At 62.6% G+C, this 22297-nt stretch carries 19 protein-coding genes and 1 other RNA gene; 9 read left to right on the top strand and 11 right to left on the bottom strand.

Annotation, left to right across the window (positions count from 1 at the left end):
* Window positions 1-54: 54 nt before the first annotated feature.
* From LL253_RS06795 to ssrA, 3 genes are all read right to left on the bottom strand, one after another.
* Entirely contained in the window at window positions 55-1656 is a 1602-nt protein-coding gene (locus LL253_RS06795) for a hypothetical protein (protein ID WP_228222462.1), read from the bottom strand.
* 277 nt (window positions 1657-1933) lie between these two features.
* Entirely contained in the window at window positions 1934-2317 is a 384-nt protein-coding gene (locus LL253_RS06790) for a tetratricopeptide repeat protein (protein WP_009821699.1), read from the bottom strand.
* A 303-nt stretch (window positions 2318-2620) separates the two neighbouring features.
* Window positions 2621-2964: a transfer-messenger RNA gene (gene ssrA / locus LL253_RS06785) on the bottom strand.
* Window positions 2965-3030: 66 nt separating this feature from the next.
* Here ssrA and LL253_RS06780 point away from each other — a divergent pair.
* From LL253_RS06780 to lexA, 6 genes are all read left to right on the top strand, one after another.
* Window positions 3031-3621 (top strand): anthranilate synthase component II, encoded by a 591-nt coding sequence (locus LL253_RS06780; RefSeq protein ID WP_228226673.1) that lies wholly within the window; start codon window positions 3031-3033, stop codon window positions 3619-3621.
* 85 nt (window positions 3622-3706) lie between these two features.
* A complete protein-coding gene (trpD, locus tag LL253_RS06775) occupies window positions 3707-4699 on the top strand; it encodes an anthranilate phosphoribosyltransferase (RefSeq protein ID WP_228226672.1) in 993 nt (330 codons plus the stop codon).
* The gene (gene trpC / locus LL253_RS06770) at window positions 4696-5487 is read left to right on the top strand and encodes an indole-3-glycerol phosphate synthase TrpC (protein ID WP_228226671.1); all 792 of its coding nucleotides are present in this window, start codon (window positions 4696-4698) and stop codon (window positions 5485-5487) included. The genes trpD and trpC overlap by 4 nt, the downstream gene beginning before the upstream one ends.
* A complete protein-coding gene (gene moaC / locus LL253_RS06765; RefSeq protein WP_228226670.1) occupies window positions 5484-5957 on the top strand; it encodes a cyclic pyranopterin monophosphate synthase MoaC in 474 nt (157 codons plus the stop codon). The genes trpC and moaC overlap by 4 nt, the downstream gene beginning before the upstream one ends.
* Window positions 5954-7132, top strand: coding sequence for a molybdopterin molybdotransferase MoeA (locus LL253_RS06760; RefSeq protein WP_228226669.1), 1179 nt, complete (start codon window positions 5954-5956; stop codon window positions 7130-7132). The genes moaC and LL253_RS06760 overlap by 4 nt, the downstream gene beginning before the upstream one ends.
* A gap of 102 nt (window positions 7133-7234) precedes the next feature.
* Window positions 7235-7906 carry a transcriptional repressor LexA gene (gene lexA, locus LL253_RS06755; protein ID WP_228226668.1) on the top strand — a complete coding sequence of 224 codons (672 nt, stop codon included), beginning with the start codon at window positions 7235-7237 and terminating at the stop codon, window positions 7904-7906.
* On the opposite strand, the gene LL253_RS06750 is transcribed toward lexA, so the two are convergent.
* Complete coding sequence (locus LL253_RS06750) at window positions 7897-9984, bottom strand: ComEC/Rec2 family competence protein (RefSeq protein WP_228226667.1); 2088 nt, start codon at window positions 9982-9984, stop codon at window positions 7897-7899. The genes lexA and LL253_RS06750 overlap by 10 nt on opposite strands.
* A gap of 103 nt (window positions 9985-10087) precedes the next feature.
* On the opposite strand from LL253_RS06750, the gene gltX reads away from it, so the two are divergent.
* Together gltX and LL253_RS06740 are read left to right on the top strand one after the other, a co-directional pair.
* Window positions 10088-11545, top strand: coding sequence for a glutamate--tRNA ligase (gltX, locus tag LL253_RS06745; protein ID WP_228226666.1), 1458 nt, complete (start codon window positions 10088-10090; stop codon window positions 11543-11545).
* A 20-nt stretch (window positions 11546-11565) separates the two neighbouring features.
* A complete protein-coding gene (locus LL253_RS06740; RefSeq protein ID WP_228222606.1) occupies window positions 11566-12852 on the top strand; it encodes a citrate synthase in 1287 nt (428 codons plus the stop codon).
* Window positions 12853-12926: 74 nt separating this feature from the next.
* Here LL253_RS06740 and LL253_RS06735 read toward each other — a convergent pair whose 3' ends face one another.
* The 3 genes from LL253_RS06735 to LL253_RS06725 form a co-directional block, all read right to left on the bottom strand.
* Window positions 12927-14300: a sensor histidine kinase gene (locus tag LL253_RS06735; RefSeq protein ID WP_228226665.1), complete on the bottom strand. Its 1374-nt coding sequence runs from the start codon at window positions 14298-14300 to the stop codon at window positions 12927-12929.
* A 55-nt stretch (window positions 14301-14355) separates the two neighbouring features.
* Window positions 14356-15522 carry a hypothetical protein gene (locus tag LL253_RS06730; protein WP_228226664.1) on the bottom strand — a complete coding sequence of 389 codons (1167 nt, stop codon included), beginning with the start codon at window positions 15520-15522 and terminating at the stop codon, window positions 14356-14358.
* Between the two features lie 72 nt (window positions 15523-15594).
* Window positions 15595-15897, bottom strand: coding sequence for an Hpt domain-containing protein (locus tag LL253_RS06725; protein ID WP_037542240.1), 303 nt, complete (start codon window positions 15895-15897; stop codon window positions 15595-15597).
* Window positions 15898-15977: 80 nt separating this feature from the next.
* Between LL253_RS06725 and LL253_RS06720 the strand changes: the two genes are divergently transcribed.
* Window positions 15978-18650: a coiled-coil domain-containing protein gene (locus LL253_RS06720; protein WP_228226663.1), complete on the top strand. Its 2673-nt coding sequence runs from the start codon at window positions 15978-15980 to the stop codon at window positions 18648-18650.
* A gap of 233 nt (window positions 18651-18883) precedes the next feature.
* On the opposite strand, the gene LL253_RS06715 is transcribed toward LL253_RS06720, so the two are convergent.
* Genes LL253_RS06715 through LL253_RS06700 form a run of 4 tightly spaced genes read right to left on the bottom strand, consistent with a single transcriptional unit; the run spans window position 18884 to window position 22295 of the window.
* Window positions 18884-19156 (bottom strand): DUF1467 family protein, encoded by a 273-nt coding sequence (locus LL253_RS06715; RefSeq protein WP_009821713.1) that lies wholly within the window; start codon window positions 19154-19156, stop codon window positions 18884-18886.
* A gap of 9 nt (window positions 19157-19165) precedes the next feature.
* The gene (locus LL253_RS06710; protein ID WP_228226662.1) at window positions 19166-20803 is read right to left on the bottom strand and encodes a ribonuclease J; all 1638 of its coding nucleotides are present in this window, start codon (window positions 20801-20803) and stop codon (window positions 19166-19168) included.
* The gene (locus LL253_RS06705; protein ID WP_009821715.1) at window positions 20800-21582 is read right to left on the bottom strand and encodes a type III pantothenate kinase; all 783 of its coding nucleotides are present in this window, start codon (window positions 21580-21582) and stop codon (window positions 20800-20802) included. The genes LL253_RS06710 and LL253_RS06705 overlap by 4 nt, the downstream gene beginning before the upstream one ends.
* Window positions 21583-21593: 11 nt before the next feature.
* Window positions 21594-22295, bottom strand: a complete 702-nt coding sequence (locus LL253_RS06700; protein ID WP_228226837.1) for a biotin--[acetyl-CoA-carboxylase] ligase — start codon at window positions 22293-22295, stop codon at window positions 21594-21596.
* Between the last annotated feature and the right edge of the window lie 2 nt (window positions 22296-22297).

Raw genomic sequence — 22297 nt, 5'->3', positions numbered from 1 at the left:
AGGCGGGGAAGCGCCGATTCACGCTCCCCCGCCCCTATTGAGGTCAGGTGCCGATCAGGTCGTCGGAATGGCCGTGCAGTTGCCGCTGGCGCTGCCGAAGCTGGCGGTCACGGAATTGCAGGTCCAGCCGGCATACCAGGTGTCGCTGCTGTCCTTGACCGCACCGACATAGTTGGTCGTTGCGAAGGCGCTGTCGATCGTCTTGGGATCGGTTGCCGTCACCGCGGTTTCGGTCGCGCCGTTGATGAACAGGCTGGTCAGCGACGGCGTGTAGTTGATGCTGCTGTTCGGGCCAGCTTCGAAGATCGACTGGACGACCGAAGCCTCTACCCCGCCCGTGCCCTTGAACGGCTCGCTGTTGCACTGCATGACCACCGAAATATAGCGCGGCTTGCCGGCATCCTGAAGAGCATCGTCGGCGTCGCGAACGGTCGCGGCACTGTTGATGCGCAGGCAGCTTTGGTTGGGGCTGACGATGATGCCGTTGACCAGCGCCAGGTCGGCGCCGCCGCGCAGCAGCATGGACGCGCCGTCGTCACCAGTGTTCGAACGCTGGATGTGGGTGAAGTTGGCGACCTTCAGATACTGGCGCGGCAGGGCGTCTTCGCTCGCGTTGCTGTTGCTGGTCGAACCGTTCGAGTCGGTTTCCAGGAAGGTATCGCCGATATTGTTGTTGGCGCGCTGGACCGAGATCAGGAACTGCGCCGTACCGCGGAAACCGACGTCGGTGTCCAGATTGTCGTCTTCGTTACCGGTCAGGACCAGATATTTCATGTTGGCCGAGCCGCCGAAGGCTTCGATGCCGTCGTCCGAGCTGTTGTGGACCTGGATATGATCGATGACCGTTCCGGTGCCGACGCCCGAGGGGGTCAGGCCCTGCAATTCCTTGCCGTCGGCCAGGACGAAGCCCGAATAGCGGATCTGCACATAGGACAGGCGGCCAGAGCTGTCGGCGTCGTTCGCGCCGCCATACAGGGCGTTGCTGGTGCCTTCGGTGTCACGCTCGCACGCCGTCGTACCGGGCGCGGCGGCAGGCGCCTGGCAATCGGTGATCTTGCCGCGGCCCAGCAGCACGATGCCGCCCCACTGGCCCGACGACTGATCGGTGGCGGCGCCGGTGACGTTTTCGCGGCTGGTGAAGATGATCGGCGCGGTGGCGCTGCCAACGGCATTGATCTTGTTACCGCGATTGACCGCCAGATAGGCGTTACCCGTGCTGGCGAAGACGACGACGCCCGGATCGATGTTGAGCGTGACGTCGGTGTTGCTCGTGCCGGCGCCCTGATCGGTGCCGACATCGACGCGGCCGGGCAGCGAATAGATCACGCCGGTGGCCTTGGCGATCGCCGTCGTCGCGGTGAAACGCGTCGGGAAGCCGCAATTGCGCCAGGTGTTGGTGCCGTCGGTGATGGTGCCAAGGTCATTCAGCTGGTTTGGGCCAGCGATCGACGGGCAGCTCGCCGCGGGCGTCACCGCCGTCGGGGTGGGCGTGGGCGTCGGGGTAGGCGTCGGCGTGGGCGTCGGGGTAGGCGTCGGCGCGGGGATGACGATGGTGCCTTCGCCGGGCGAAGCAATGTCGTCAGCGCCACAGGCGCTCAGACCTACGCAGGCGCAGCTCGCCATCAGGATCGTGTGGATACGGTTAATCTTGGCCATGTCATCTCCGCTCCGGCTTTACCGGCGTTGTGGAACTGCGGAGCGCAGGGGAATTTACGAATCGGACAACGCCCCCTGTCGCCCTCTTTGCGGGGCACTAGGGGGGGCAAGTGACAGGCTCATTCCGCTTCGATGACAATGGAGCGTCTTTGATATGACGGACGCATGACAATCATGTCAGGAAAAAGACATTGCCAAAAAGTGGAGCGAAAAAAAGGGCGCCATCCCGCAGGACGGCACCCTCCCCTCATGAACGGCCTTTGACCGGGCCGCGCCGTCAGCGGGCAGCGAAGCTCGGGTTCAGGCGGCCCATGGCGCGACGTGCAATCACGCGCGACGACTCTTCCTCGCCATTGGCCAGCAGGAGCATCATTTCCGGCGCGAAACGTGCGGAGCGATAGGCTTCGCGCGCCTGCTTCATGCGGCCGGCACCAGCATAGGCGTTGCCCAGGTTGATCAGACGCGCCGGGTCGTTGGCGCTGTAGGGCCACATCGGCTCCAGCCGCTCGATCGCGGCGTCGAACTGCCCAGACGCAATCGCGTTCGCAGCGAGGTTGCCATCCTGCACGCCAAGAACGACAAGGCTATCGGGAGCGGACTGTGCCATGGCCGGCCCCGCCACGACCAGCGAAACCCCAAACATGATTGCGGCCTTGAACATCTCTCGTCTCCCAAAAAAAACTTCCCAATATAGCCAGGATTATTTCATCTAGATGACAATGGCGCAAGCAGGCTGCATGGGTATCGCAATGAGTTTGTTTTCAGGAAAATCAAAGCATTAGAAATTTTACGCTATTATGTCATAAAAGCGTAATCGAATTAGCACGCTGAATTCTGCCCGGCGCGAATCGCTTTGACACAGCACGACCTATGCCTCGGCCGGGCTAGAGACCCCGCGCAGCAAAATGACCGGTGGTTGGGAAAGGTCCGGAGGCTTCTGTTGCCCGGCGCCTCCGGGTGCCGCTGAATTCCCTTCTGTTGCCCGGTGGGTTCAACCGCGCTATTTTAGAGTAATGTCAGGCCGTGAGGCCCTCAATTACGCTGCAATGGCGAGTGCTTCGTTATCGTTGGCACTTGTGAGTTTTGCACAGTTTAACGGCGTACACGGGCCGGGTAAAAGCATCGCTTTTCAACACACGTCGATCCTAGTTCGGCCCCGTCATCTTCCCCGCGAAGCGAGGGAGGTGGTGGAGCCGCCGGGTACTGCCCCCGGGTCCGCTGCGTCTATTATACGACACACTTTATCACCATAGCCGGGCGAACCCGGCAGCTGTGCATATGGGCGCAAGCAAATGATTCTTCAAGCGCTCCGCGCAACAAGCTCTTGCGCCCAGACATCTTTCCACCATGGCGCTTAGCCGCTAGAAGCCTTCCATGATCCTCGTCATCGACAATTATGACAGCTTCACCTGGAACCTCGTCCATTATCTGATGGAACTGGGCGCCAGGGTGGAGGTCGTCCGCAACGACGCCATTTCGGCCGGCCAGGCGCTTTCCAGCGGCGCCAAGGCTTTCCTCCTGTCACCTGGCCCTTGCACGCCCAATGAAGCCGGTGTCAGCCTGGACCTTGTCGCAGCCTGCGCCGACGCGGGCGCGCCGCTGTTGGGCGTTTGCCTGGGCCATCAGGCCATCGGCCAGCATTTCGGCGGCAAGGTGGTGCGTGGCGGGTTGATGCATGGCAAGACATCACCGGTCAGCCACGATGGCACGGGCCTGTTCCAGGGCCTGCCCTCCCCCTTTACCGCCACCCGCTACCATTCGCTGATCGTCGAGGATATTCCGGGCAGCCTGATCGTCAACGCCACCAGCGAGGATGGGTCGGTCATGGGCTTTCGTCACGCCAGCCTGCCGATCCATTCGGTCCAGTTCCATCCTGAAAGCATCGCCACCGAACATGGTCATGCGATGCTGGCAAATTTCCTGACGCTGGCCGGATTGCCCGTCCGGCGACGCGAAGCCGCCTGATCGGACAGGCGGGTATCGCAAAAAGCGTGGCGCGCCCGCCTTGCCCCTCGACTTACCGTGCCGGCGCTGATTAAGGCGAGGCATCATGACCCGTTTGCCCGATCCTTCCGCGCCGCTGTCCGGTGAAGCCGCCGCGATCGCCTTCGACCTGCTGTTCGATGCCGACCTGCTGGACGAGGACATATCGGCATTTCTGGTAACAATGGCGCGGCGGGGCGAAACGGCGACGGAAATCGCCGCCGCCGCCCGCGCCATGCGCGCGCGCATGATCCCGGTCGGCGCGCCGGCCGGCGCAATCGACGTGTGCGGCACCGGTGGCGATGGACACCACACGCTAAATGTTTCGACCGCCGTCAGCTTGGTGGTCGCCGCAGCGGGCGTGCCGGTCGCCAAGCATGGCAATCGCGCAGCCTCATCCAAGGCCGGCGCGGCCGATACGCTCGAAGCGCTCGGCCTCGACCTTGACCGGGCGGCCGCCACCGCCGAAGCGACGCTGGCGGACCTGGGCATCGGCTTCCTCTTCGCGCAAAATTATCATCCTGCACTCAAACGGCTTGGTCCCATTCGCCGCGCCATCGGTGAGCGCACCATCTTCAACCTCATGGGGCCGCTCGCCAATCCGGCCAATGTCCGTCGCCAACTGGTCGGCATTGCCCGGCCCGCTTATGTGCCCATCTATGCGCAGGCCTTGGCAGAACTCGGCGTTGACCGGGCGATGATCGTATCGGGTGACGAAGGACTGGACGAATTGTCGCTCGGAGGCGGCAATGACATGGCAGAAGTGAGGGACCATGCGTTGGTCGCCATGCACCGCATCGATGCGGCCGATCTGGGGTTGCCCACCCATCCCGTCTCGGCAATCCGTGGCGGCGATGCGGCCTATAATGCCGCGGCACTGCGCGCCTTGCTTCAGGGCGAGAGAAACGCCTATCGCGATGCCGTCCTGCTGAACGCCGCCGCCGCGCTGGTGGTGGCGGACGCTGCCGCCGATCTGCGCGAGGGGCTGGAGGAAGCGGCCGAAACGCTCGATCGTGGCCTTGCCAATGCGCTTTTGAATTGCTGGATTGCCTATACATGACCAACAAGCTGATCGAAATTTGCGACGTCAAGCGCCAGGAGGTCGCTCGGAGAAAAGCGGCGACCAGCATCGCCAGCCTTCAGACGCGCGCCGCCGAGCAGACGCCGCCGCGCGGATTTCGCCGCGCGCTGGACGCAGCCTCTCTATCAGGCTTCGGCCTCATCGCGGAGGTCAAGAAGGCCAGCCCGTCCAAGGGGTTGATCCGCGCCGACTTCGATCCGCCGGCTCATGCCGCCGCCTATGCGGCCGGCGGCGCGGCTTGCCTGTCCGTCCTGACCGACGAACCCTATTTTCAGGGGGCAGACGCCTATCTGGTCGCCGCTCGCGCCGCCTGCGCGCTACCGGTGCTGCGCAAGGATTTCATTATCGATCCCTGGCAGGTGCTGGAAAGCCGGGCACTGGGCGCGGACGCCATCCTGATCATCGTCGCCGCGCTGGATGACGGCCTCATGCGCGAGATAGAGGATGCCGCGCTGGGCCTTGGCATGGACGCGTTGATCGAGGTGCATGACGAGGCCGAACTAGAGCGCGCCCTGGCATTGCGCTCTCGTCTCATCGGCGTCAATAATCGCGACCTGCGAGATTTCAGTGTGGACTTTGCGCGCACCTATGAATTGGTCGACAAGGCGCCGGCAGGCTGCACCTTCGTCGCCGAAAGCGGGCTTGGCAGTCATGACGATCTTGTCGCCATGTCCGGCCATGGCGTCCGCTGTTTCCTAGTCGGCGAAACGCTGATGCGGCAAGCCGATGTCGAAGCGGCCACGCGTACGCTGCTGACCGGGGCATGAGCGGCCTCACGCATCTCGACACTGACGGCTCTGCCCGCATGGTCGACGTGTCGGCCAAGGCCGTCACTGCGCGCGAAGCCATCGCTGCAGGCCGGATCGACATGAGCGGTGAGGCCGCGCGGGCGATAGCCGAGGGCCTGGTGAAAAAGGGCGATGTGCTGGCGGTCGCGCGCGTGGCGGGCATCATGGCGGCAAAAAAGACCGCCGACCTTATCCCGCTGTGCCATCCGATCGCGCTCAGCGCAGTGACCGTAGATTTTACGCTCGACGATCATGGCGTCACGGTCGAGGCGACAGCACGAACGGCGGGCCAAACCGGCGTGGAGATGGAGGCGCTCGCCGCAACGTCCGTCGCTCTGCTCACCATTTACGACATGGCCAAGGCGCTGGACAAGGCGATGGTCATCCGCGACGTCAGGCTGATCGCGAAGACCGGCGGCAAGTCGGGCGATTGGCGGCGACCGGAATGAGCCTGCTGCCGGTCGCAGAGGCGCAGGCCCGCTTGTTCGCTCTTGCAGAACCGCTGTCGGCGGAGACGGTGCCGATCGGCGAGGCTGTCGGCCGCTGGCTGGCGCAGGATCTGATTGCCTTGCGCGACCAGCCCTGGGCCGATCTGTCGGCGATGGATGGTTATGCCGTGCGCGCGGCCGAGTATCCGGGGCCTTGGCGCGTGACGGGCGAAAGCACAGCCGGCGGTGCGACGCCCGCGCCGATTTCGGCAGGAGCGGCCTTGCGCATCTTTACTGGAGCGCCGGTGCCGCCGGGGGCCGACGCCATCCTGATCCAGGAAAACGCCACACGCGATGGCGACTTGCTCATGGCCAGCGCAGATCCCTTGCCGGTCGGTCGCCACATCCGTGCGCGGGCATCCGATTTCGCGCGCGAAACCCTGTTGCTGGACAGCGGCGCGCGCCTAGGCGCTGCTCAGGTCGCGCTCGCGGTCCTTGGCGGCCACGGCCGCGTGGCGGTGCATCGCCGTCCGCGCTTGGCACTGCTGTCGACCGGCAACGAACTGGTGCCTCCGGGGGCCGACACGCCGCCCGGCATGCTGCCCTCTTCCAATGCACCCATGCTGGCCGCGCTGCTCGCCGACCTGCCGTGCGACGTGATGGACCTTGGCATCGTTTCGGACGATCTCGACGCCATGACAGCCGCTTTTGTCCGTGCGACGCAGGCGGACATCATCGTATCAACGGGGGGAGCGTCCGTTGGCGACCATGACCTGGTTCGTCCCGCTTTTGCGGCGGCGGGCGGCACGCTCGACTTCTGGAAGATCCGCATGCGGCCGGGCAAGCCGCTGATGGCTGGAACGCTGGACAAATCCTTGTTTCTCGGCCTTCCCGGCAATCCGGTGTCGGCGTTCGTGACGGGCGCATTGTTCCTGCTTCCCCTGGTGCGCCATCTGTCGGGTGCGGGGCGCCCGCTGCCCTTCCTTACGGATGCCGCGCTGGCTTCGCCCCTGCCCGCGACCGGGGATCGTGACGACTATCTGCGCGCATGGCGTGGAATCGACGGCGTCGTGTCGGTGACGTCCCAGGACAGCGCCGCCACCGCCGCGATGGCGAAGGCGGATTGCCTGATCCTGCGCCCCGCCCAATCCCCGCCCGCCCAGCCCGGCGATCGCGTCACAATTCTTCCTCTTTGAATTGGTGATCCACATGACTGTGTCGTCAAGGTTTGCGACGCTTGACTAATCTCCATGTGTTTCCTATGCGTTCCTTATTCGTTCCAAAGAAGGATCGCAGCGATGTTGACGCCCAAGCAGCAGGAATTGCTGAGCTTCATTCACGACCGTCTGGAAGAAGGCGGTGTTTCGCCTTCGTTCGAGGAGATGAAGGACGCGCTCGACCTGCGATCCAAATCCGGCATCCATCGTCTGATCAACGCGCTGGAAGAGCGTGGCTTCATCCGGCGCTTGCCCAATCGCGCCCGCGCGCTTGAAGTGTTGAAGCTTCCCGACGCGATGCATCGCGCCCCTGTCCCGCCGGTCGCCCTGGCGGCGAAGGCGGCGGCACCCATTCCGATCGCAGCCAATGATGTTCTGGAAATTCCTTTGCATGGCCGGATCGCGGCTGGCGTTCCGATCGAGGCGATGGAGGGGCAGACGATGTTGTCTGTTCCAGCCGCCTTGCTTGGCTCGGGTGATCATTATGCCTTGGAAGTGTCCGGCGACTCTATGGTCGAGGCGGGCATTCTCGATGGTGATTTCGCGCTCATCCAGCGTACCGATGTCGCGCGTGAAGGACAGATCGTCGTCGCCCTGATCGATGACAATGAAGCCACGCTCAAATATTTCCGACGCGACGGTGCGCGGGTGCGGCTGGACCCGGCAAACCCGGCTTACGAACCGCAGGTTTACGATCCGCGTCAGGTGCGTATTCAGGGCAAGCTCGCGGGCCTGTTACGCCGCTATAACTGACGGGAAGGACGGCGTTTTCGCATCCGGGACTTGACGATCCAGGGATGCGCATCGCCTGGCCGATGAACGGTGTGAACTTCGCCTTCTTCCAGGCTGATCGACAGGCCGCCCGTTCGCGCCAGGAGCTGCCGGTCGATCCCCAACCAGCGCGGGCGGCACCATAGCGGAAGGCGACGATCGCTGATCACGATATCCGCGCGCGCGCATGCCGGTGCAAAGGCCGGCCGGTCGATCAGCATGTCACTGCGCGTCAGCAGCAAACGCCATGTCCGCCCAGCCGGATCGTGCATGTCCAGGGCGCAAAGGTCAGTAGAACAACGCGCCATCGGCAGGTCCGCAATAGCGCTGAGGTCGCCTTCGTAACCGGCGCTTTCCGACAGCGTATCACGAACATAGTCCCCCGCCCGATCGCGCAGGATCGCCATGCCGCTCCCGGATCGGACCGCAACATGCCGTCCATCCCCCGTCACCAGCAGATCGGGCGGGGCCGCGACCAGCACCAAAGCGACGCCGACAAGGACCGGCGGCAAACCAAGCCATCTCCATCGCGTGCGCCAGAGGAGGCACCAGAGCAGCCCGACGATGACCAAGGCAAACAGCCCCGGTCGCATGGCCGGCGCCAGCAGCGTCGCAAACGGGCTTGCGGCCACTCCATGGGCGACGGCCAGCAACAGATCGAGCGCATGGCCCGTCAGCCACCAGAAGGGCGCGCCCAGTCCGATCAGATCGAACAGGAGCGCCAGCACCTCCAATGGCATGACGACAAAGGTCGTGAGCGGAATGGCGATCAGATTGGCAAACGCCCCCAGCAGGCCGGCCTTATGAAAATGAAACAAAGCAATCGGCATCAACGCCAATTCAACGACCAGCCCCGTCGCCAGCGTCACCGCCAACGCCCGCGTCAGTTTCCACGACCAATTCTCTTCTCGTGCGGCGGCGAAGGCGCGAAATCGAGGATGCTCAGCCAATGCGACGATCGCCGTCACCGCCGCGAAACTCATTTGAAAACTCGGTCCGACGAGCGATTCCGGCCAGAAGAACAGGACGATCAGCGCGCCCGTGGCCACCAGCCGCAGTGTGATCGCGTCGCGGCCCAACGCGAGCCCGCCCAGAACAAGCAGGGCGGCAATACAGGATCTCACCGTAGGCACCTCGGCGCCGGTCAGCCAGGTATAGCCGATACCAACCAAGGCGCCCCCACCCGCTGCGATCAGCATGAGTGGCCAGTCGAGCGCGGCCCTGCGGCTAAGCGCCATCACCCGCATCAAGAGGAAAATGGCCGCGCCGATCACTGCGGTGACATGCAAGCCACTGATCGACAGCAGATGCGCGAGGCCGCTACGCCGCATCGCTTCGGCATCGGCATCGCTGATCGCCCCCTGATCGCCGGTGGCTAGCGCCGCAGCTATGCCTTCAGCCGGCCCTTCGACCTGATCCACTATGTGTGCAAACAACCGTGCGCGTAGCGGTGGAGTTTCGCGCGTCGGCGCCAGCACCCTGATCGGCCTCAACGCCTTTCCCGTCGCGCCGATACCCTGGAAATAGGCTCGCGCCGCGAAATCATAAGCGCCCGGCACGCCGGGCGGCGCTGGTGGCATCAGGCGGGTGCGAAACCGTATAACAGCGCCCTCGCCCAGACCCTTGGGAACATCCTCGGACGGAATGTTGACGCGCACCGTGACAGGCAAGCCAGGCGCATCGATCGGCCGCAGCATGGCGCGCACCATATTCCGCGCGGGCACCGGCCGAACGGACCGAACTTCCGCGGTCATCTCGACGAAGGTCGCGCGCCCCAGCGGCGGTTGCCCCAGCAACGTCGCCTTCCCCCATATCAAAAGGCAGCCGATCGTCGCCAGCAAGGCCCCAGCCATCACGATATGGCGCAACCGTCCCGATCCGGGCGACAAAGCAGCCAGCGCCGCGACACCCAGCGCGAAGCAGCAAAAGGCAAGCCACTGTGCAGGATCGAGTAGCCAGAACCAGGCAACGATGCCCGCGCCGAGCCCGACAGGCGCCCAAAGCCCAACCTGCTCGCGTTCCGTTTCCAGCCATGTTTCGAGCGCCGAAAAAATAAGCATTGCGCGTGTCTTGAGCCGCCCGCGACAGGAGGTTTGTCGTGGCTCAAAAGCCATGCTAGGGGGCGTCGAATTCATGGATCAGATAAGGCGAATGTCAAAGAATATGACGGCGAGCGCAACGGGAAAAAGCAAGCAGGTGGTGACCCGTTTCGCCCCGTCCCCCACGGGTTATTTGCATATCGGCGGCGCACGGACCGCTCTGTTCAACTGGCTGTTCGCCCGCCATCATGGCGGCAAGTTCCTGCTGCGGATTGAGGATACCGACCGCGCCCGTTCCACCGAGGCTGCCGTTGCAGCCATCTTCGATGGGTTGGACTGGCTGGGTCTTGGCGGTGATGAACCGGCGGTCTTTCAGTTCGAACGGACCCCGCGCCATGCCGAAGTCGCCGCACAGTTACTCGCCGCGGGCCACGCGTATAAATGTTTTGCGACCCCCGAAGAACTCGCCGAATTGCGCGAACAGCAGCGGGCCGCAAAGCTGCCTATGCGCTATGATGGCCGCTGGAGGGATCGCGATCCCGGCGAAGCACCCGAAGGCGCACCCTACGTCATCCGTATCAAGGCGCCGCGCGAAGGCGAGACGGTCGTTGAAGACGCCGTTCAGGGCCGTGTGGTCGTGCAGAATGCCGAACTGGACGATATGATCCTGTTACGATCGGACGGAACGCCCACCTATATGCTGGCCGTCGTCGTCGACGATCGCGATATGGGTGTGACGCATGTCATCCGTGGCGATGATCACCTCAATAATGCCTTTCGCCAACTAACGATCATCAAGGCGATGGCCCAGATCGAAACTGGATGGGATGAGCCGGTTTACGCGCATATCCCGCTCATTCACGGGTCGGATGGCGCAAAGCTGTCCAAGAGACACGGTGCGCTCGGCGTAGACGCCTATCGCGACGAAATGGGGATGCTGCCCGAAGCAGTGCTCAACTATCTGTTGCGGCTTGGCTGGGGGCATGGCGACGAAGAACTTATCTCGCTCGACCGCGCGATCGAATTGTTTGACATCGATGGCGTCGGTCGGTCGCCTTCGCGTTTCGACATCAAGAAACTGGAAAATCTGAACGGCCATTATCTGCGGGAGGCTGAGGATGTTCGGCTTGCGGCGCTCGTCGCGCCCCGCGTCGAATCGCGTCTGGATACACGCCTTGCACCTGCCCAAGCCGATATTTTGCGGCAGGCGATGGGATCGCTCAAGCCTCGAGCCAAAACCCTAAATGAAATTGCGGAAGGGGCCGAGTTCCTGTTCAAATCTTGCCCACTCGACTTTGACGAAAAGGCTACGGCTCTGCTAGATGAGCCTGCGCGTGCGCTGCTGATAAAGACAGCCGACGCTCTGCGGACCGTTCCGTCCTGGACGGTCGAAGCGATCGAGGACGTGATACGCCGCGTGGCAGAGGATGCTGGCCTGGGGCTTGGCAAGGTGGCGCAGCCGCTGCGCGCTGCGCTTACCGGCCGTACCGTCTCGCCGGGCATTTTTGACGTCCTCTTCCTTTTGGGGAGAGAAGAAAGCTTGGATCGACTGATCGCAGCCGGGCACGCTGCGGCCAGTTGATGGCACTCAAGGAGAAAAACATGTCGGATAATAAGGCCATTTTGACAATGGGCAGCGACGCCCAGGACTATGCCATCATGGATGGCACCATGGGTCCCCAGGTCATCGACGTTCGCAAGCTTTACGCCAATACCGGCATGTTCACCTATGATCCGGGCTTTACCTCGACAGCCAGCTGTGATTCTGGCCTGACCTATATCGACGGCGACGAAGGCGTGCTGCTGCATCGCGGCTATCCGATCGGGCAGCTTGCCGAACAGTCCAGCTTCATGGAAGTAAGCTACCTCCTGCTGAACGGCGAACTGCCTTCGGCCAAGGAACTGGACGAGTTCACGCACACGATCACGCGCCATACCATGATCCACGAACAGCTGACGACTTTCTATCGCGGCTTCCGCCGGGACGCGCATCCCATGGCGATCATGTGCGGTGTCGTGGGCGCCCTGTCGGCATTCTATCATGACTCGACAGACATTAATGATCCGGAACAGCGCCGGATTGCCAGCCACCGCCTGATTGCCAAGATGCCGACGATCGCGGCGATGGCCTATAAATATTCGGTCGGCCAGCCCTTCGTCTATCCGCGTAACGACCTCAGCTACACTGCAAACTTCCTGCGCATGACCTTTTCGGTCCCGGCGGAAGAATATGAGGTCGATCCGGTCATCGTCGATGCGATGGACAAGATCTTCATCCTGCACGCCGATCATGAGCAGAATGCGTCGACTTCCACCGTGCGCCTTGCCGGCTCGTCGGGTGCCAATCCCTTTGCCTGCATCGCGGCGGGCATCGCCTGTCTGTGGGGGCCTGCGCATGGTGGTGCCAATGAAGCGGCGCTCAACATGCTGCGCGAAATCGGCACGGTGGACCGCATTCCCGAATATATCGCACGCGCCAAGAATAAGGACGATCCGTTCCGCCTGATGGGCTTTGGCCATCGCGTCTATAAGAATTACGATCCGCGCGCGACCGTGATGCAGAAGACGGCCAAGGACGTGCTGGAAAAGCTGGGTGTCGACGATCCTATCTTCGATGTCGCAAAGGAACTGGAGCAGATCGCGCTCAACGACCCCTATTTCATCGAGAAGAAGCTCTACCCGAATGTCGACTTCTATTCGGGCGTCATTCTCTCCGCGATCGGCTTCCCGACCGAAATGTTCACCGTGCTCTTCGCGCTGGCTCGCACCGTCGGTTGGGTCGCGCAGTGGAACGAAATGATTTCCGATCCCGCGCAGAAGATCGGCCGTCCGCGCCAGCTCTATACCGGGCCGACGCAGCGCGACTATGTGCCGGTCGACAAGCGCTAAGCCGGATCATCATCGAAAACAAACGGCGCCCGTTTCGGGCGCCGTTTTCTTTGGGGCGGTAGCGCGTAGGAGGGCTAGGTACGCGCCGGCAGGCTGAGGATGAAGCGCGCGCCTTCCCCGACCGCGCCGCCGATTTCGATATCGCCCCCCATGGCCCGCGCCAGGCGGCGCGAAATGTAGAGGCCAAGCCCGCTACCGCCAGCGTCATCGCGCCCCAGCCGCTCGAACTTATCGAAAATGCGCTCGCGGTCCGCGATTGCAACGCCACTGCCTTGATCGATCACCATGATCCGTGCTTGCCCGCGCGCCTGTTCGGTGACGACGCGCACCATGCTGCCCTGGGGGGAATAACGGACCGCGTTGCTGATCAGGTTGACCAATATTTGCAGGACTCGCCGGAATTCGCCCGTGGCCGTCGCACTGGCATCCTCAGGGGGCGGAACGATCAGGATCTGTCGATCCAGGGCTTTAACGCGAAGCAAGCCGGCGGCGCGTCGGCCAAGGTCAGCCAGGTCCACCTCTTCCAGTGTGACGGAGAAATCCGGGCGATCGATTGCCTGAAGATCGGCCAGGTCATCGATCAACGCCATGAGATGCCGACCCGCCGATGCAATGTCATCGGCATAGCCGGCATAATCGGCCCGTAGGGGTCCTTCCATCTGGGCGCTGATCGTGTCCGCATTGGCGATGATGCGTCCGAGCGGCTGACGCAGGGACCGGTCCAGGCGCTTGCCGAAGTCCGCCGGGTAGAGCGTGACCTCGGGCTCCCGTCCCAACGGCGCCAATATCATCTGATCCAAGGGGAAAGCCGAACCGCGATATCCGATCAATTGCCCGGCCAGATCGAACAAGGGATAACCGGACAACTGAAACAGCCGTCCGGGGTCGCTCGCCTGGGCCGCGACCTGATGACGAAACGCCCGACGCTGTGCGATCCCGCGCAGCATCGGCAAATCCCCGTCGTCCTCCGCACGCAGTTCGAAGAAACCGGCAAAGCGTGAGCCGGGCACGGGTGGAGCCGCCGGCAGGACTCCTTGAGGTCCATGTCCCGCCGCTATCATTTCGAACCGCAATTCCGTATCGATTTGCCAGGCCCATCCTTCCGCCAGAGCGGCCAGATCAGCCTCTCGCCGCAATGTTTCAGTGGAATCGCCTTCAATCGGACGCTCGTGCCAATCAATAATGGCCAGTGCGACGCCGCCACCATCCGGGCGCGCCCTCACCCACATATCAATCAATCCCCGCTCGGCCGCCGCGATGACGGGACGGGACACCGCCGCACCCATACGATGGGTCAGGCGAGCGATCGCGGCGAGTTGCGGCACGGCGATCGGCGTTCCAAGGTCGCCGCCAGCTTCCTTCTGCAACGCTAACAGCGCCGCATCGGCGCTCAGCAGCCTCCCGTCCGCCGACAACCTGGCGCGCAAAATAGTGGACGGGCCGCTCATGACCACAACCATAAATGCACGTCGTTAAAATGCACTAAACCGTGCGAGGAAAAATTCAGGCTGGCCGCCGCAGGATAAGCGCGCCTGCTGATGCGATGGCGGCAAGCATTCCTAAGCGGTAGGCTTCCTGCATGAAGCCCAGCGCACCCCCGATAATCAACAAGACCAGAAGTGTCGCTGGCGTAAAAACCATCCAGGGCATTGCCCCTCCCAACCGTCGCCAGCGAACCGCCAGCGTGAGCAGCATCACCAACATGGCTAGATCAAATGCGACCGCACTTTCGCCAGCGAGAGCGATACCGATGAGGGTCAAGGCAGGCGCGACGAAGGCAGTCCACCCTCGCGGGGGCGGGCGCAATGCCAGTTCGTCCAGACGATCGGCGGAATCGCACAGCAGGATGGCAACCAGCATCAGGCAAAAACCCGGCAGAACCCAGGATAGCTCAATGGGAACAAGAGCGATTGCCGCGAGCGCCATCGCGCCAATACGCACCTGAAAGGCGGGCACTTGCAGCCGCATCAGGGCTCCGCCGATGGATCGTGCCAACGGCGCAAGAACATAATGTTCCAGGCCGCCCCTGTCATAGGCGCGATCGGCCCCTGCAGAGGTTATGGCCTGCGCGACAAGATCGGCTTGTTGCTGGCTTTCGACCATGGCCGCCCTGCCTTCGAGCAGGTCAGCCTCTGGCACGGTGATCCTACGCGCGCCCTTCTGAACCGCGCTCCGGACCAGCGTCAACGCCAGGTCCCAGTCGCCGATCATGTCGAGCGTTCCGAACAAAAGGGCAGGACTTATGCGCGCCAAGCCGGCCCAGCGCTGACCGGCGTCGATCCTTTCCAATGGGGCGCTTGCGCGGGAATCGTCGGCGACCAGCAATGTATCGCCCATCGCCGAACCCAGATGATCGACATGCGCCTGGCTGACGATCGCGCCGTCCGCGATCAGCAAGACGTCGGCATCGCGCGGCGCGTCACGCACCATCGACACCATATCCCGGACCAGCGCGACAGCGATCCCGTCCGCACTCAAACGATCGACCGCCTGCGACAGGGCAGGCGTGATGACGCTGACCATTACGAAAATCCGGTCCGCCCCAGCACGCACGGCCTGACGCGCCTGATATTCGACCAGGGTCTGCCCCGCGAAATGCAGACAGGCGCGCAGGCCCCCCGACGAATCGGCGGGTGCGCGACTGGCGCTCAAAATTGCGGCGAAACTCATGATGTAATGACGACGACCCGTTCTTGACTGACTACCTTTTCGCAAGCGCAAGCAACGGACGCAAGCCCGGTATCAGTCGCGAGCCAAGGTATCGAGAGTCGCCTGAAGCCGACGCAGGATTTTGGGATCGCCGGGCGCCGACTGTGCCGCTTCTTCCGCCAGCGCCATCAGGGATGTGAGGCCAAAGCTCGCCGCCAGGCCTTTCAGCCGCCAGGCAGCCAGATGCCAGTTGGCATCGCAACGCGCCCTGCCCAGCAAATCTATCTGGCGGCTGGCGCTTTCCAGGAACGCGACACGCAAATCCGCGATAAGCGCGGTATCGTCGCCAACGGCGGCGGCCAATGCCGCATCGAGAGCGCCAGGATCATAGGACATGGCGACCAACGCTATCTGGCTTGCGTTAAGTTTTGGTAACGGGGCATTTGCCCGCGCGTAAAAGCTGTTAAGGTGGTGAAATGACAGGGGGCAGCACAATCGTCGATTTTTGGCGCGATGAACCGATCGCGACGGAATCACAGGCGCAATCCGATGACATCTTGTTGTTGAAACAGGCCGTCATGGACATTGACGAGGCGCCAGCGACCAATGATCGGGACGCTAAATGGACGCGCCCGGTCACGGCCGCGCTTGCCATTCTGGCGCTGGCTTGGATTGTTTTTGCGGGCTGGAGCGTAATGGTCTCTGGCCAGTTGCGCGCCGGCCCGGCTGGGTGGAGCCAAGCGGTTGCCACCATGGCCGTGCCGCTCATCCTGTTGTGCGTTGTCCATATGTTGGTGATGAGGAACAGCAGGACGGAATCGCGGCGCTATCGCGATACGGCGCGCGCAATGCGCGCAGAAGCCGATCTGCTGGAATTGCGCCTTGGTCATATTGTGACCCAGCTGGAATCGGCGCGCCGGACGATGCAGGATCAGGCCGAACTGCTCGACAGCTATGGTGCCGCTGCGAGCAGCAATATGGAAGCGTCGGCTGAGCTGATTGCAAGCCGTGCGCAAGTGACAGCAGATCGCGCCGAGGCAGCCGAGCACGCCGGCGCAGCCCTTCTCAATCGGATGGAGGCGCTGATCGCATCCATCCCGACCCTTGAGGAGCGTAGCGCGCGCATCGCCGCGCAGATCATGGACAATGGTCACGCCCTGGGCGAGCGAATCGATACGCTGGAAACGCGGCTACACGGGCTCACCGAATTGTCTGACGACGCGCGCGCGCGCATGCTGGCCGCCACCAAGAGCCTGACCAGCCAGCTAAGCCAGTTGCAGGAAGCCACCCGCGCATCCAGCGACGAAGTGTCGGGTATGGCGGACATCGCCGCAAATCGGATCGAGGCAACCGCCACGGGTGCGCGTCTGGCGATGGACCACAGCCGGGCGCAGCTGGAAGACCAGTGTGCGGCGCTCTCGCAGCTAATCGAAGGCGCGCAGGACGGGCTCGCCCGCACCAGCGAACAGGTCCGCACCGCTCTGTTGGATGATCTGGAAACAACCCAAGCGGTAATCGACGAGCGCTTGAACGCAGTGGCGCAAAGAACACGACAGACGCTCTCGACGATCGACGAGAGTCTGACCCGGCGCGCCGATTCGCTAACGGCGCTGGTGGCGGCCGCGCAGACAGGCATCGACGCCAGCAGCGAACAGGCGCTCACCGCGTTGGCCCGCGACATGGATCATATCGAGCAGGATTTGCGGGGCCGGCTGGGCGCGGCGCTCGATCAGGCGCAGGAGGCGCTGGCACTCACTGACGGCAGGTTGAGCTTCCAGTCGGACGCGCTCACCGATCTCATTTTCCGTTCGCGCACCCATCTGGACATGATCGGCAACGAAACCGTGGTGGGCCTGACCGACGCGATCGGTGATGTTGAAGGCCGTCTGCATCAGATTAACGACATGGTTGAAGGGCAGCGCACTCTGCTCACCAGCCTTCATGTCGAATTGCAGGACAGCGCGAGTGCGGCGGAAACGCGGTTCGAGGCTCTGGAACAGTCAGCAATGGCCAGGAACCAGAGGCTGACCGGGGCGCTGGAACGACTGACGGCGGAAACCCGACGAATCGATGAGGCGCTGAATGCTGGCGGCGCGACTGCGGACCGGCTGATCGGCAACGCAGAGACGCTGATGGTTGCGCTCGACGCGAGCGTTCGCGAACTGGACGAAACTTATCCCGCCGCGCTGGACCGGTTCGACAGCAGGATGGAGCAGAGCCGCAGTCTGCTGGGCGACACCGCGCCGGAGATGGAACGATTGGAGGCCATTTCCCAAGCCCTGGTCGGTCGTGCCGAGGAGGCGGAAGCCTTGTTGCGTGGTCAGGGTGCGCGCCTTACCGAATGGCTTGAAAGCACACAGGGTGGATTGGAAGCCAATCGTGACCTTATAGACCGGTTGCGCGCGGCGCTGGATGCGGCACATCAGGATGCAAGCCGCATTACCGAAGGCGCAGGCCCCCTCCTCGTGACGGCGCTTCTGCGCGTCAAGGACACCGCTGAACAAGCGGCCGAGCGTGCCCGTCAGGCGCTTGGACGGGTCATTCCGGATGCCGCTAAACAATTGGCAGATGCCAGCGAGCAGGCCGTTGAAGGCGTCATCAGCGAGAAGGTGACCGCCCAGATCGCCCAGATAGCTCAGGTTGCCGACGAAGCGGTGAAGGCTGCACAACAGGCATCGGAACGGCTGACCCGCCAGCTCCTGACGATTGCCGACACCAGTGCCAGCATTGATCAGCGCATCGAAGAAGCCAGACATGCGACGGAAGAACGCGATCGCGATCACTTCGCCCGCCGTTCGGCCTTGCTGATCGAATCGCTCAACAGCACCGCGATCGATGTCGCCAAGATATTGTCGAACGATGTCACCGATTCCGCTTGGTCGGCCTATCTCAAGGGCGATCGTGGCGTATTCACCCGTCGCGCCGTCAAACTGCTTGATGCCGGGGAATCGCGTGAGATAGCCCTGCATTATGACGACGATGCGGAATTTCGCGATCATGTGAACCGCTATATCCATGACTTCGAAGCCATGTTGCGCGTGATCCTGTCCTCGCGCGATGGCAACGCGCTGGGCGTTGCGATCCTGTCATCGGACATGGGCAAACTCTACGTCGCCCTTGCGCAGGCGATAGAGCGGCTCCGGCAATAGGATTGGTTATCGCGCTGAGGCCGCCATTGACGACATCACGGTCGCTATGGCTCGAACCAAAGGGCATGAGCGAACGTGTCGCCACGAAGATACTGCCCCGCCTTCGCAGAGGCTGTTGTCTGGAAGATATCGCACCACCGGCAGACGCCATTTGGCGTCGAACTCGACTATAGGGCGCTGCCCCTTGCGACGGATCTGTTGCCTTCCCCCGCCTCAGCCGCTGCGGCCACCCGCTACGATGAGGCGGAGCGGTACCCCGGAACCATGTCGATCGTGACCCAACCTTGGGTATAATTCAGATAATAAAGACCGAATAAAAAGGCCGATAAGATCGTGGCGCGGAGCACCACTATTCCTGGGCGGAAATTGCTGGGCGCACTGTCCGCCTGCCCCCGGAGCAGCGCCTCACCCGTTTCGTCGGGCGTGCGCAGTCCGAAAGGCAGCATGACGAAGGCGCATATGACCCACATCAAAAAATAAATGGCGAAAATCGCGTACCAGTTCATGTGGCCTGATTAGGCGCGAATGAGGAGCACGTCCACCAAAGGCTTTTTGCCTGTCCAGCGCGTCGCCGTGCGTCGAACGGCCAGACGGACGCGCTCTCTCAGGGCCTCGTCCTCCTGTGAGCCCTTGGCGATAACCGATCCGACCTCTTGCGCAGCTTCTTCCAGGAAAGCCGCCTTATCCTCTTCGACCGGCACGCCCTGCGTTCGCAACGCCGGGCTCCCGATCAGCTTCCCCTTTCGATCAATGGCGACAGCGACGCTGATCTGACCGTGAAGACCCAGCTTGCGACGCTCGTTGATTGTCGTCCCATCCGCCGGCAGGATGACGTCGCCATCCAAGACCAATCGCCCGGTTTCCTGACGGCCAATGATTTCCGGCGCCCCGGGAGCCAGTCGCAGCAAATCGCCATTGGATTGAACCGGTGCATGGCGAATGCCATTTGCCAGCCCCAGCCGCGCCTGTTCCGCCATATGCCGACGCTCACCATGCACCGGCAGGAGAATGTCCGGCCGGATCCAGCGATACATAGCTTCCAGTTCCGGTCGGCCGGGATGGCCGGACACATGAACCTCGGCCTGGCGATCGGTGACCATCAACACGCCAGCCATCGCCAGTGCATTCTGAATGCGGCCGATCGCAATCTCGTTTCCGGGTATCTGCTTGGAGGAAAAGACAACCATGTCGCCTTCGGCCAGTTTGATCGGATGGCTGTTGAAGGCAATGCGCGACAGCGCCGCGCGGGCCTCCCCCTGCCCGCCTGTCGCGATGATCATCACCTCGCTGCGCGGCAAGGCCATCACGTCGTCCCAATCGACCGTCGGCGGAAAATCCTTGAGATAGCCCGCGGCCTTCGCGGTCCCAATAATCCGGTCCAGCGAACGGCCGGCGACGCACAATTTGCGCCCCGTCGCGTTGGCGACTTCGCCCAAAGTCTGCAAACGCGCGGCATTGGAGGCAAAGGTCGTCACCAGCACGCGCCCCTTTGCGCTGGCGACGGTCTGCATCAGGCCTTCGCGCACATCGCCTTCGGATCCGCTCGCCTCTGCATTGAACACATTGGTGCTATCGCACACCAGCGCCAATACCCCTTCATCACCGATCGCCGACAATTCTTCGGGCGTGGACGGTTGGCCCAGAAGCGGGCGTTCATCTAGCTTCCAGTCTCCGGTGTGGAATATGCGCCCATATGGCGTGTCGATCAGTACCGCATTGCCCTCTGGAATGGAGTGCGCCAGCGGGACATAACGAAATCCGAAGGGACCAAGAGCGAAGCTTCCCTCATTATCGATGACGTTGAGTTCGACATCGTTGGTCAGGCCCTCTTCCTCAAGCTTCAACCGGATGAGGCCGGCCGTGAAGGGCGTCGCGTAGAGCGGCACACCAAGATCCGCGGCCAGATAAGGGATCGCGCCGATATGATCCTCATGTCCATGGGTAAGCACGATGCCGAGGAGGTCGTCGCGTCGGTCCTCGATAAAGCTCAGGTCCGGCAGGATCAGTTCCACGCCCGGATAGGCCGGGTCAGCGAAAGTGAGGCCAAGATCGACCATCACCCATTTGCCTTGGCAGCCATATAGATTCACGTTCATGCCGATCTCGCCCGACCCGCCAAGGGCCAGGAAGAGCAGCTCATTTCCAGGTGTCATTCTCTATTCAAACTCCGCTCGTACAACAGCGCCAAGCCCTGAATTGTCAGGTCCGGCGCAATCGCATCGAAAATATCGCTATTGTCGTTAAAGAGGACGGCAAGGCCCCCGGTTGAAATCACTTTGGCAGGCCGGCCGATTTCCGCACGAATGCGCGCGACCAGCCCTTCCATCATCGCCACATAACCCCAGAAAACGCCGATATGCATCTGCGCTTCGGTGGTGCGGCCGATCACGGAACGGCTTTCGGGCGGCGCAATGGCGATCTTGGGCAGCTTGGCTGCTGCGGCGACCAGCGCATCGAGCGACAGGTTGATGCCAGGCGCAATAATGCCGCCCTTATAGGCGCCGGTATAATCAACGACGTCAAACGTGGTGGCAGTGCCGAAATCGATAACGATCAAATCCTCGGGATAAAGATGGTGGGCGGCAATGGCGTTTACAACCCGGTCCGCTCCGACGGATGCTGGCTCCGCCACGTCCAGAGGGATACCCCATTGCACCGCGCCTTGACCGGCAAGCAGCGCCGATGTCTTGAAATATTTGTCCGCCAGCACTTGCAGATTGTGCAACGCCCGCGGCACCACGGTGGCGATAATTACTGCGCTGACATCAGCAATGGTGAAGCCTTCCAGCATCAAAAGCTGGTTCAGCCATACGGCATATTCATCGGCCGTGCGGCGTGGATCAGTCGCAATCCGCCACCGCGCGCGGATCGTCCCTGCTTCCAGCAAGGCGAAAACGACATTGGTATTACCCGCGTCGATCGCGAGAAGCATGATCCGACCCTTCAGTTGAGGATGATGTCGCCCGCGTGAATGGCACGGCTCTGGCCATCCGCCAAGCGAAGGATCAACATGCCCTGTTGATCCAGCGTGTCGAAGGCCCCTTCCACCTGCTCGCCATTCGGCTGGAGCACGCGCATGGCTGTCCCTCGTGGATGGGCGTTGAGCAGCCAGTGTGCCCGGACCGGCTCCAACCCCTGCGCGCGCCATACCGCAAGCCAATGAGTGAACAACGCGGCGAGGCGTTCCAGCAACGCGCCGGCATCGGTTTCGATGGCGCCTTGCGCTTTCAAACTGGTGACGGGCCGATCCAGATCTTCGGGATGACCGGTCACGTTGACGCCGATGCCGGCAATGACGGCGTCGCCCGCCCGCTCCAGCAGGATACCGGCGATCTTTGCGCCGTCGACCAATATGTCGTTGGGCCATTTAATCCGGGCATTGCCGACGCACAGGGGCGCAATCAGCGCGTGGACTGCATTGGCGGCGACGAGTGCCAATGTATGCGCGGGCGGATCACTAGCCCGCACCCTGACCAATGTGGAAGAATGGAGGTTGCCTGCCGGGCTTTCCCAATGTCGACCCATCCGCCCGCGACCACCGGTCTGCCTGCCGGCGCGGAGCCAACTGCCCTCGGGCGCGCCCTGCTCCGCCAATGCCAGCATGTCGGCATTGGTGGAGCCGGTTTCGGCTACGAAGCGGATCAGTG

This window comes from Sphingobium soli, from assembly GCF_020782245.1.
Lineage (GTDB): Bacteria > Pseudomonadota > Alphaproteobacteria > Sphingomonadales > Sphingomonadaceae > Sphingobium > Sphingobium soli.
The sequence above is the reverse complement of the archived record's forward strand: the minus strand, read 5'-3'. Positions and strand labels throughout refer to the sequence as shown.